This is a genomic window from Deltaproteobacteria bacterium PRO3 (assembly GCA_030263375.1).
In the GTDB taxonomy this organism is placed as follows: Bacteria; UBA10199; UBA10199; order DSSB01; family DSSB01; genus DSSB01.
Map to the genome: position 1 here is coordinate 1 of SZOV01000007.1, position 12,780 is coordinate 12,780.

General features: G+C 65.2%; 3 protein-coding genes. 2 read left to right on the top strand and 1 reads right to left on the bottom strand.

Going from position 1 to position 12,780, the window contains the following annotated elements:
- Positions 1 to 7,369 (top strand): FHA domain-containing protein (locus tag FBR05_02395; GenBank protein ID MDL1871035.1); only part of this gene is annotated, 7,369 nt, incomplete at its 5' end.
- Here the strand turns inward: FBR05_02395 and FBR05_02400 are convergent.
- On the bottom strand, positions 7,356 to 10,022 hold the full coding sequence (locus FBR05_02400) for a hypothetical protein (protein MDL1871036.1): 2,667 nt from the start codon (positions 10,020 to 10,022) through the stop codon (positions 7,356 to 7,358). The genes FBR05_02395 and FBR05_02400 overlap by 14 nt on opposite strands.
- Before the next feature lie 177 nt (positions 10,023 to 10,199).
- Here FBR05_02400 and FBR05_02405 point away from each other — a divergent pair, with 177 nt between their 5' ends.
- The gene (locus FBR05_02405) at positions 10,200 to 12,716 is read left to right on the top strand and encodes a hypothetical protein (protein MDL1871037.1); all 2,517 of its coding nucleotides are present in this window, start codon (positions 10,200 to 10,202) and stop codon (positions 12,714 to 12,716) included.
- Positions 12,717 to 12,780 lie beyond the last annotated feature (64 nt).

A 12,780-nucleotide genomic window follows, 5' to 3' on the forward strand; every position in this document is an offset into this window, starting at 1 on the left:
AGCCAAGGCCTTGGCCGAGCGCTACGGCATGGACAAGAATCCCGCCTTCATGAAGCTGCTCGCGCGCCTGGTCGTCGACAACCTGCGCGAGACCGAGCTCCGCTTCGGCGAGGCGCCGAAGCAAGGTGCGCCCGCCGATCCCAAGCTGACGGGCTTCATGGAGCGGCAGCGCGGCTACGGTCTGAAACTCGCCAAGGGCTTCGAGGCCAAGGTCGATCCCGCCAAACGGGAAAAGTTCAAGATGGACCTGGGCAAGATCCTCAGCCAAGACGCGGCCGGTCTGCCCAGCGGCGGCGACCCGGCGGTCGAGGCCAAGTTCAAGACGAACCGTGAGGCTGTCGTCGAGGCCTTCGCCAAGGAGTACGGCCTGGACGGCGACGCCAATTTCATGAAGGCCGCCAAGATGCTGTTGGTCGACCGCGTCCTGAAGGAATGTCCGCGCGTCGAGCCCAAGGGTCCCAAGATCGATCCGATGGTGCAGCAGACCGGACAGCGCCTCGAATCCGAGATCTACGACCGAGCGCTGCGCGCCGGCCGCAACAAGGAAGAGGCCGCGCAATTGGCCGAGCAGGCCCGCGGCCATTTCGAGGCCGCGCTCAAGGAGGGCAAGAAGCCCGAAGAGGCCTTCACCGCCGCCAGCGACAAGATGGCCGCGGAGTTCAAGGAGACCGTGCGCCCCGGCGCCGCCGCGCCCAAAGAGCTGACTCCGGCCGAAAAGGAGACGGTCCGTCCGGGCAAGGCTCAAGCCGGCGACAAGCAGGCCCTGACCCCTTCGGGCGTGCGTCCCAAGGGTTCCAAGCCGGAAGAGACCACCGGTGAGCTCAAGACCGAAGTCGATCACCTCGCGGCCGGCGACACGCCCTTCGCCGAAGCGGCCCGGGATCTTCAGGCGGGCAAGATCACGTTGACGGAATACCGCGCGCGGCAAAAGGCCATCGCCGAGAAGATGGTCGAAGACCATAAGGCCGCTTACGAAGACGTGATGGGGTTCCTCACGGAGATCGGCAAAGATCCCGTCTTGGGCGTCAGCCAGGAATTTCCGCCCAAGGGACGGATGAAGGCCGCCGACGACATAGCCCCAAAATTGGTCCGCCGCGGCTGGCAGGACATGGCCCCCCTTACGGACGTGGCGGGTACCCGCATCGTGGTGCGCAGCAACGCCGACGCCGAGGCGGTCATCGCCCGGATCCAAGAGAAGTACAAGATCCGCGAGGCCTACATGAAGGACGGCTCGATGGAGGCCGACCTCATGACGCCCGCGGAGATGAAGTCCAAGGGAATCAAGGAAGAGGACGGGGTGGTCTGGATCGACGCCAAGTTGGACCAAGACGGCATCCATCGCCTCGTCGACGGCCACCCGGCCAGCGGTTATCGTGCCCTGCACATCGTGGTCGAGGTCAACGGCAAGCCGGTGGAGATCCAGATCAAGACCGAGGCCATGCACGAGTGGGGCGAGATCGAGCACAAGCTGGTCTATAAAAACAAGGACCTTCCGGCCGAGGTCTTGGATCCCATCAAGAAATTCCGCCAGGAGGCCTCCGACTACTTGGCGCAGGTCACGCACCGCGAGCCCGGCGAGAAGCTTCCCGAGATGCCGAAGCCGCCGGAGCTGCCGGCGGACGTCCCCAATCGGGGCGAGATCCAGAAGGGTCTCGACGATATGGTCTCCTTAATGAAGAAATATTCCGAGGGCGAACCCGGCGGCGGGCAGGTCTTGCAAATTCCCAAGGCCCCCAAGGCGCCGGATGCCGAGGGGATCAACCGCAAGGCCGCCTACCTCACCGGCCTCTACGAGCGTATTTTCCCCGAGCCGGTGGGTCGCCCGGGCCTGAAAAACATGGACCTGGACGGCGAGATCAACATGATCCGCGAGCGCCTCGTCGAGGGCGGGCACCAAGCCCTATTGGAAAAATTCGACGCCGACTACAAGGCCCTCATGACCGAGCCCATGGATTCCCCTCAGTTTAAGGCCGCGATTGAAAGGTTGGGCGACGTCCTTGCGCTGAATCACGGCGATCCGCGCTTCCGACAGCCGGTGGTCTTCATGAGCGAGGCCGGTTTCGCCGAATTCGCCAAGGCCTCGCAAGAGGTCTACGACAAATCCGCGGGTCCCGCGCCCGGCGCCAAGGAAGGGAAGGGCGCTGACGTCATTCCCTTCCGTCCCAAGGCGAAATCGGATACGGGTACCGAGGTCCGGAAGGCCGCGCATAATTCCGATCCGGAGAGTCTTACCGCCCGTCTCGGCGCCAAGGACGCGGATCCCAATAAAGCGCTCGAACCCTTAGCCGCCATCGAAAAGCGGCTGGAAGCCAGCGAACCCGAGCTGGCCGCCCAGCTGAAGGCCGATCGCGAGACGATCTTGAAGGGCGAAAAGGACAGTCCCGAATATCTCGAGGCGCTGGAACGGCTGAACCTCCTCGATGGGGCCCTCCGCGGCCCGCTGGAATACGGAAAAAATCTCTCCGACAAGGACGTCGCTGGTTTCGTACGCCCCCTTTACGTCGAGAAGGGACCCGACAGCCAGGGTCCCAAGGGCTCGGGACGCGACAGCAATACCGGCACCTGGGCCACCGGCACGGGCCTGCTGATGGGACTCCTCGCCCTGGTCGCTCCCGAGACCGCCCGCGCCGCCGACGGCGTGATGCGCGCGGGACCCAATATCGGCCCGGTCGAGATCGCGATGATCGTCGGGATCGGCACCCTCTTGGCCATCCCCGTGGTCCGGAGATTCCTCTCGTCCTCCAAGCCCTCCGTCGATCTATCTCCCGCCACTCGGGACAACCCAGTGCGCCTGGAGCACAACGGTGTCGTCACGGCGATACGTCCCCTAGAGACGCGGGACTATCAGGGAGGCCGGGTGGTCGACGGCTTCGTGGGGACTTTCTCGAAAGAGGGGTCCAAGGTCCACGGCGACGGGGTCGAGCTGGTCTACCGCGTCACCGATCCCTCCAGCGGGGCCGTCACGGCGAATACCAAGGTATATTTGAGCAAGGCGGAGGCCCAACGTCTGGGCGTCAAATTCGACGCCAAGGGCACTCAGGTCGTCGAGGTGCCCAACCACGGCATCGTGGTCAAGCAGTATGCCGTCGGAAGCCCGGCGAACGTCGGCGTCGCGGCCGATGCCGGTCCGCGCGGCGGCTCCGTCGTCGCGAACCATCCGCCGCTGGAGGTGAGCGCGGGAACGACCTACTTCCAAGTCATGGCCGATCCGCAAGGCCGGCCGGTCGTCAACCAATACATGGGGCAGGTCAGCCCCCCTCTGTTGACCTTCCAACGCGGACCGAAGGGGCAGTGGTACGTCTTCGAAGGAAAGCCTTCGATGGATTTTTACGCGGCCCAGGCGGATCCGGTGGCGCGGCGCTACTGGAAGCCCGTCAAGGACGGCGACCTCTTCCAAGTCGGGGACAGCGTGGTGCCTTTCAAGGCGCCGGCGGACGCCTGGATCCGATACCAGATGCCGGACGGCAGCGTGCAGGGCTACGCGCCGACCGCGGCCTCCGGCGGTGCCTTGCCGGTCGCCGTCTCGGGCAAGCTCCCGGTGGGCGAGGCCCGCACCGTCGTCCCTAAGGCGGACGGCTCTCCCTTCGTCATCGGGAGGGGGCAGGGCGATCTGCAATTCACCGACTCGAACGTCTCCGGCGTCCACGCCACCATCGTGCGCAACCAGGCCGACGGAAAGTGGTACTTGGTCGACGGGCCGATGGGCGACGCGTCCAAGGTCAGCACCAACGGGGTCTACGTGATGGGCGGCCGCATGCCGAAATACTATCCCATTAAAGACGGGGAATACTTCGTCATCAACGGCGCCACCTTCCAGTTGAGGGAGCCGGCTCAAGCGGCCCCGCAGGCCCCTCCCGTGCCTCCGCCGCCGGCGGCTCCCAGCAATGCCGCGGTCCTGCAGGCCGGTCCGCATGGCGGTCCCGTGATCGATTTGGGCGGGCGTTCCTTTACCGTCAGCCCCTGGCAGCAGGGTTGGACGGAGATGGGGACGCAGTACCTCGGCCGCATCGCCTCCGCCTCGCGCGTGCCGAACGACCCGCAAGGCAAGGTCCGATTTGATGTGCGCACCCGACGCGGCATGGGGGCCGAAGAGGGGAGCATCACCCTCGAGATGACTCCCGCCGAGGCCGCCGCCTTGAATATCAAACTGCGCCCGGACGGGACGCTTCAGCCGGGACCCAAGGAGCCCTATCTCTCCTTCGGCGAAATTCTGCCCCAGCCCGTGGCCCTCGCGGCGGACGCCAATCCCAATCCCGTTGTCCAGACGCGAGCGCGTCCCCAACCGCCGCCCCTGCCGGCGCGACGCGGGCCGGTGGACCTCAAGGACGGCGCCGGGCAGGCCTACCAACTCGAGGGCGCTCCCGTCACCGAAGGCTTGGTGCCGGGCAAGTTGATCGGCAGCGTGACGCGCTTGGAGCCCCTGCCCGGAAACTCCGGAGGCAAGCTCTTCATGGTCGTGGAAATTCGGCCGGACCTTCGCCCCGATTCGCCGGTCAAGACCGTCAGCTTCAGCGTCACCCCGCAGGAGGCCGCGCGCCTCGGCTTGAAATTGGACGCCCAGGGAAGGTTGGTGGAAGGCAGCCCGAGGGGCCTGAAAATCGCGATGCCCGGCGCGGAGATCGCGGCGCCCAAGCCGAAGCCCGGCGCGCCCGGCGAGATTCAGGGCGTCTGGGCCGACAACGCCCCCGGCGCCCCGAGGCGCGGGGAAGTCGGCAAGAAAGAGGCGACGGAGGTCTACGGCACCTCCGCCGGCAAGACCCACGAGGGCATCGGCTACAAAGAGAAGAACGAGGACGCCGTGGTGCAGGGCGACAACTTCGCCGTCGTCCTGGACGGCATGGGCGGACACAAGGGCGGGGACGCCGCCAGCCGCATCTCCGGTGAGGCCATTGCCAAGTATATCTCCGAGAATCAGGGCAAGATGCCCCCCGAGGAGTTGCTGACCAAGGCCTTGCTCGAGGGCGACCGGGCGGTGAAGGCCTCGGACGTTTACCGTCAAGCGTCGAAAGACGAGAAGCCCGGCGCGGTCGGCGTGGTTCACCTGGTCGTCAAGAACCCCGACGGCAGCCACGACGTCTACCTGGCCCACGTCGGTGATGCGGGCGCCATCGTCGTCGGCAAGGATGGCAAGGTCAAACATCGCACCGCGGATCAATCCCTTCTGCACGATTTCTACAAGAAGGTCATGTCGGGCGAGTTGAAAGGCGATGCCGTCGAGGCCTACATGAACTTTTACCCGAAGCTTCGTCCCTTCTACGACGCGATTCAAAAATATGGGAAGGACCCGGAGCGGATGGAGATGGAAATCCGCGCGCACCCCTATGCGAACATCGTCAGCGGCGGGCTGGGCACCAGCGGCGATCCCAAGCCGATCGTGCAGAAGTTCCGCCTCGAGCCCGGCGATAAGATCGTCATGTTCTCCGACGGCGTCGGCGACGCGAACGCCACCGCCGACCTGGCGAAGCTCGCCCATGAATCGAAGTCGGCGAAGGAGGCCTCGGACCGCATCATGGACGGCACCCTCGAGCGCATGGCGGACCTCGAGGACGCCATGGCCGAGCTTCCCCCGGGCAAGCGGCTCCCGATCGTGCGGTCGGACGGCGAAATCGCTTATGTCGATAACAAGGGGAATATCTATAAAACCCTGACGCCGGAACCGGGCGAGAAGGTCGTGGATCACTACAAGGCGGACAACGCCACGGTGCACGTCTACTTCCACGACCCCAAGGCCGGGGGCTCGGATCCGGTTAAACCGGGACCCGAAGGAGGCGTGAAGGAGTCGGGGGTTCGCCTGAAGCCGCCGCCTTTGCCGCCCGGCGCGAAAAAGGCACCCAAGGTCGAGGCGATCAAGCCGGAGAACGACATCGACTTCAAGTCCCTTCCGCCGGAAAACCTGCTCACCCAGGACGAGCTGGCGGGCCTGGATAGATTGAACAAACGCCCGCACGTCAAAGAGATCCTGCACGACCCCACTCTGCGTCCCGTCACCAAGGTCACCGTCGGGGACCAGACTTTTTACTTAAGCCGCGTCATCGAGACGGTCGACGAGCGTGGCGATGTCCGGCCCCATGTCTTGGCCTTGGTGCCCGTGAAGGAAAACGGGCAGACCGTCCTGAAACGGCGCTTTTTCTACAAATCCAATTCGGACGGCGGATGGAGGGCCTCGCCTTACATTTTAGGAGGGAGATACGCGAAGGGCGTGGGGAAGCACTATACCCAAGAGACCCAGCCCATCCCCGAGCTTGCCGCGCATTTCCAAAAGCTGGAAGAGGCGGCCGGCGGGGTCACCAAGGTCCGGATGACCGACGCGGAGTTCGACAAATACATCGACGTCGGCAGCCCGCTGCTCAATCAGGACGCTCAGGGCACCATGTTGGCGGGGTTCGGCAAGGAAGTGATGTTTCCCTCCAATGTCGGCATGACGAATATCGGAGCGCTTCAGCCAGGATCGGCCTTCAAGGCCGGGGTTTATTCAGGCGCCAGCGATCCGACGATCGTCCCCAAGTTAGCCAACCTGACCTATCCGGAGGGCTTCATTCCCGACTTCGCCCAAGGCCCCGCTAAGACCTACACGGAGACGCACACGCTTTTGGGCAAGATCACCTGTCGCGAATTTCAGGGCGGCTATCTCGTCGAGAAAGGCAGCGGCCGAAAACGCCCGGTGGTCTGGACCATGGCCGAGGACGCCCAGGGGCGCACCTGGGTGAAGTCGATTCGCTACACGGATTCCAAGGTGAATTCTTACGGCGTCTACGACGAGGTCATCGATTCCGGGATCATCACCTCGAAGCCCTTGGAGTACGCCGAGCAGAGCTACAAGCTGCCCGCGGAGTACCGGCCGGATTTCAACGGGCAGTATGTCGATATCACGCCGGCGCTCCATATGCTGAAGCCGATCCGCGACTACCGCGCCTCGCGGGGCCTGCCGAATCCCGAGTTGCCGAAGGCTCCGGGGACACCCGTCCCTCCGCCTTCCCCGAACGTGCTCCCGCCTTCGCCGAAGGTCCCTCCGCCGCCTCCGCAGACCCCCAAAGTGGTGCAAAGCCAAGTCCAAGGGCTTTCCGGAACCGAAGGCAAGTGGGTCTATCGCATGGATCCCAACCAGACCCAGGTGCTTCTCGGGCGGGAGGCCTTCATGGGAGAAAATGGAACGGAGGGGGTCTCGGGCAAGCACGTGCGCATCTTCCGCGCGGACGGAACCACCTTCATCGAAGATTCCGTCTCCTCCAACGGCACGCAGGTGTGGCGCGACGGCAAGATGGTATGGTCCTCCCGCGGCAAGGCCGACATGATGAAGTCGATCTTCCCCATCCGCCCCGGCGACAAGATCTTCATGGGCGGCGTCGAGGTGACCTTCAATCCCGCTTAAAATGGTGTCCGTAGAGCGACTCGAACTTGTCCCGCCAGTGCAGGGCGAGTCCGCTGTTGCCGTCTCGGTGGAAGGAGGCGAGCTTCGTGGTGTCGCCGTATTGGGCGCGCCAGAGGGCCTCGCGGAGGTGGGCGCGCATTTCCTGCACGTAGACCACCGGTTGGGTGCGGTTTTGGGCTGGGTCGATATCCAGAAAGTGCTGATATTCGTGAACGATCTTGCCCAAGGCGGCGAAAATTGGGTCGCCCCGAACTTGGAAGGAGTAATGATCGATCGCGACTTTCTTTATCATCATAAGCGGCTTGCCGCCGGTGACCCCGCTGTGCAGGAAAAAAGCGTTGTCGTCGACCGCATCCTCCAGGTCCATCTCCCGGCAACGACGGACGAATTCAGGGACTTCGAGCACCCGCAGTTCGAACTTTCCCGCCTCGATGTCCGCTGCAATGCGCCGCGAATAGGCGTCGCCCAATAGCTTGAAGGCGTAGGCCCAAAAGGCGGGATCTTCCAGATTCAGCCGGGAATGGGCCGCCTCGATCGACTCGAAAAGTTTCATCCGCGCCGCCCTGCGCGCCTCGGCCTGCTTGGGATCGAGCAGGGCCGGCATGCGATGCTGAAGCTCCGCCAAGAGATCCAAGGGCGCTTCCTCTCCCAAATAGGCGTTGAATTGTGAGGGGCGGTTTTTCCAAAGAATCGGCACCGGCAGCTTCGGGACCTTGCTCCCCACCAACTGAAAGTTGGGATCCCCCAGTTCCATCAGTTTTGAGCCGGTGAGGGCGTCGGTTTTTTTCAGGATGCCGTAAAGCCGCTGCAGGCGATAGAAGGGAAGGGGGCTCGCCTCCGCCACTCGCAGCGCCCGGCCGATCAGTTCGCCGTAACCCGGAAAAAACAGCGCCTCTCCGATGCGGTCGATAAACGAATCCTCGGGAAGGAAATGCGGCTCGGATTGTTTCGCCTTGGCTTGGGTGTAGACCCAACGGAAGAGGATTCGCTTGGCCTCGTCGGGTATCTTCAGTTGACGAATGCGCTGGTAGGAAGGGTACTTTGCGCGTTGCGACTCGAGGATCCAGGGCGGCACCATGGCCAAGCGGGCCGGCGGTACGGAATCGGCGAGCAGCTTTTCGTAGTCGTGCAGCCGGCCGCCCTCGACCAGGAATTGAAGCAGCGCCGAGGCTTGCGACACCGGTTGTCTCTCGAGGTAGCTGTTGAAGACCTTGCGCGTCAGCCAATTGACGTAGCCTCCGGCCTCGCCCCCTTCGTTGGAATGCTTCATGATGTGTCCCAGTCGGCAAAAGGCGTGGGTCCGTGTCTCGCGGTCGGGAAATTCGACCTTCTGCAGAAGACGGGAGAAGAGCATCATGTGCCGTTGGTCGGGATGGATAGTCGAGGCGATGGCTTCGGACTCGATGACGTTGAGACCGAACCGGAACTTGCCGAGATTCTCGAAATCCTCGACGGTCCAGCGGTGCTTGGGTCCGCCGGTATTCTCGCCCGCCATCATCAAGACTTGGGGGCGTTCCGGCGCATCTCGGTAGGGCCTCCCCCCCGCGTAGGCGGGGCGGGAATAGGGAAGCGTGGGAGCGTCGTCCCCGGAGTAGGCATCGAAGATGCTCTCTTGCGCGGCCTTGGATCCTCCCCCGGGCCCGCGCCAACTCCGATAGGCCCCGTCGGCCTCCGCTTGACTGCGTTGAAATCCGGGCCCCAAGGCGGCGGCGAACAAACCGTTTCCGGCGTGGAGCTGCAGCAAGGTGGCAAAGGCATCGGCGAAGCGCGCCGAGGTGTCCTGCGCCTCGCGCAGCCCGAAGCGCTGTTGCAATTCCTGTGCGATCAGGATGCCCGAAAGCATCCCGCCCTGCGGCAAGGCGGCGGCGAGCAGGCCATGGATGCCGAGCTCTTGGGTCAGTGCGGCCAGTCGGGGCCGTCCGAGGGTATGGCTGAGTCCCCAGCGGCTCGCCGCTCCCATGGCCTTGAGGGGGCCGAGGAAGAGGGCGTTAGAGGCCCAGTCCCTGGCCAGGGTGCCCGGGGCGAAATCCTGCGACCGGCCGAGGGCGGTCGCCGCGCCTTTGTAGCCCAGGGTGAAGGCCGCCGTTTCGAGAAAGAAGCCGGCGCCGTTGGCGACGGCCCGGGTCGCCACACCGCATTTTCCGAGGCGCAGGGCCGTCCAAACCCGGCCCCAGCGGAAGGCCTGGGTACCCAGGCCCATGGCGAAGAGGGCGGCGGGGTCGGTGGCCTCGTGAATCAGCCTGGAGAGCAAGAGCTCGGCGCGCGGGCCCAAGCCGCCCCGGCCGCTCACGGCCTGCAAATGCGCTCGGGCCTTGTCTCCAAAGCCTTTCAGGCTTCCTCGGGATTCCGACAGGAACTCCGCGGTCACTGCATAGAGTCGAGCCGCCTCCTGAGGTTGTCGCTCTTGCAGGCCTTGAGCCAAGGATATTAGGCCCTCGAAGAATAGGTCCGGATTGGATTCGGTGGCGAGGGCCTCCCAGGCGCCGCGCGCGGCGGGGGAGAGGCGAGTCTCGAAGTCGGCACGGGCCGCTTCGCCGCCCAGCAGGACGTTGAGCAGGGTCTTGCCGAGGGGGTCCCGGTGAAGCTTGGGTTGTTTCCGGTCGAAGGATGCACCTGCATCCGTCGACACCGTTGCGAGCCGGCTTAAGGTCATGTGCCCCTCTTCCATTAAGCCAATGGTTGTCGATCCCCCAAGCCGTTCAGATAAGGAATTACAGCCACTCTTCTCGGTGAGGCCAGTGAAAAGTTGTGCAAAAACCCCCGTGGAATATTCCCTCACAACTATTTGCGTTTCTATGCGATAAACCTTGGAAATATAGGGAATTTTCTCATGACGTCCCCAGCGCTCCGGGTAGGGAGCCTCCGCCGCGCGGCGTCGCCCGAGACCGGCTTTTCGGCCTCTCGGGCCTTAGCCGGAATTTTGCAAACGCTCGCCGCGGAGCACCCCGACCCGAACCTCGACAACACCGCCTCCGCCCTGCGCCACTGGGCGCGTCCCTGCCTGGAGGGCCGCGATCTGTCTTTGCGCGCCGCCTTTTCGCAGTTGGACCTCGCCCAGCAGGCGGCGCTCCGGCGGCGCCTCGGCGCCCGGGTCGAGGAGTTTCTGGCCCTCTCCGAGGAATCCGATCCCGCCTTGTTCGGCGAGGCGCTCAGCGCCATGGCGGGCAGCGCCGCCCGCTCCGGCGAGCCGGGTACGGCGATCCTGCTCTACGACTTTCTCTCCCGGACCTCGGGCCCCCTCGGGACTCGGATCGACGCGGCTACCCGCGCCCGAGCCGAAACCGAGGCCCGGGCGCTGCGCGGGGAGGGCGCCTTCGGCGCGCGCTTCGAGCATCTCTCCCGCGGCTTCGCGCGGCAGGCCGCCGATCCCGCGATGATCGCCGGCATGGGCGTCGGCAGCCTGGTCGCCGGCGCGGTGCGCCTGGGCGTCTTGTCGCGCCTGGCGTCGGCGCGCACGGCCAATTTTTTCACGCGCGGCGCCGGTGCCTCGTTTAGCGCGGGCACCGCCGCCTGGGCGGCGGAGGTCCCGGCCTTCTGGATGACGACCCGGGCCCTGCACGCGGCGAGCTCCGAGACGCCGCTCGCCTGGGACCGCGCCACCCTGACCCGCGAGTTGGCCTCCACGGCCTTAATGCTCGGTCTGCTCAAGGCCGGCGGGGCGGCCTCCAACGCGCTCTTCCATCGCGTCCACGGCATCGCGCCCTTCGGCGCGGAGGCCGCGCGGCTCGCGCCTTTCACGCGGGTCTCGCGTCCGCTCTTCGCCCAGGCCGGCATGCTGGGCGGCGTCTACGCCGACCACCTGATCGAGGAGAGGCTCGGCTGGCGCCCCGCGGGCGATCCGGCCTCGCGGCTCTTCGACTCCTTCGCGACCCTGCTGCAATTCCACGTCGGCGGGCGGCTCGCCGCCTCGGCGCTGGGGCCGCGCTACGCGGCCTCGATCCGCGAGCTGGAAGTCCGTTCGCGGATGACCGAATTGCGAAACCGTCCCGCTTTGGGCGCCACCTTGAGTCTGGAAGGCCTCGGACCGCGTCCGGCCCTGGCCGAGGGTGGGGACCTGACGCCGCCCGGCGGCTGGATCCTCGCCATGTCCGAGCTGAAGCCGGAGCGCGCCCGCTCCCCTCGCGGTCGCCGCGTCGCGCCCGAGCCCATGGCTTCGCGGGTCGGCGAGCGGCCGCCGGAACAAGAGGGCGAGGCCATGCTGCGGGACTTCCGCGAGAGCCCCGCCTCCGGCGTCGACCGTCTGTTGAAAGGGCTTCACGAGCGTGGGCAAATGGCCCACTTGGCCTTGGCCCTCGAGGCCGAAGGCCTGCGTCCCGGCCTGAAGGCCGAGGAGGTCGCCCGGGCCCGGGAGGTTTTGAGGGATTTGGAGCGGGATTTTTGGAGCTACCTGGCCGAGGGGCGCGAGCGCAGCCCCATCGCGACCCGCTGGGAGCTGTTCCGTAATTGGCAGAACGAGCTGGTGCCCAAGGGGATGGCGGGCTTTCTGCAACTTCAACAGCGGCTGCGCTCCATCGGCATCTCGGACGTCTCCGCGATGAAGAACGGCGAGATCCGGATCAAGAACCGGGTGCGCGACAATCCGGAGCTTGCGGACTACTATTTGGATCTCTCCTTGGTCCGGAGTTTTCTCCGCGAGCGCGGCTTCAACCGGGTCGACGAAAACAATCCCAACGGCCGCTACCTCTCGCACCTGCTGCTCCACGGCGACGGCAACTGCGTCACGCTTTCCCTGCTCTTCGCCCACTTGGCCGCGCAGACCGGGAGGGCCTTGCAAATCGGGCTGCTGCCGCGCCACGTCTACCTCTTGGGACGGGAAGGCGCGGCCATCGAGAGCATCTTGGATTTCGGCGTCGCCTCGGCGATGCCTTACCGCCACCGCGCCATCGAGCCGGAGGCGAAGCCGCTGGGGGCTCACGCCTTGATGGGCCTGCACCTGCTCAATCTCGGAAAGGATTTGCTCGAGGGAGGAGACTTGGCCACGGCCCGCCAGACTTTTCTGCGCGCGCGGGACATCCTGCCGCGGAGCCCCCGCGCGGATCTCTTTCTCGCGCAGGCCGCCCAGCGACAGGGCGATTTCGGCGCCACCCTCGAGCACTACCGGCGGGCCCATGCCCTGCATCCGACCGAGGTGAGCGGCCTGACCAATCTCCGGATGCGGGCCTGGGAGCGCTTCCAGGCCAAACAATACGGCGAGGCCGAGGTGGCCTTTCGTCGGATCAACAGCGCCGTCCCGGAGGACATCGACGCCCTACGCGGTCTCGAGCTCACCTATCGCCGCATGGGCCTAAGAGAAGAGGCGGACGGCGTCGCCAATATTATCGAGATCCTGCGTTTCGATGCCGAATAGGGTTTGGGAACAAAATCAGTTGGTTTCCTGAAAACGACTTGAGATCCCCTTTCTTCCGTGTTTC

Coding starts and splice junctions, on each gene's coding strand:
- FBR05_02400 (MDL1871036.1), bottom strand. CDS start 10,022: ATGACCTTAAGCCGGCTCGCAACGGTGTCGACGGATGCAGGTGCATCC.
- FBR05_02405 (MDL1871037.1), top strand. CDS start 10,200: ATGACGTCCCCAGCGCTCCGGGTAGGGAGCCTCCGCCGCGCGGCGTCG.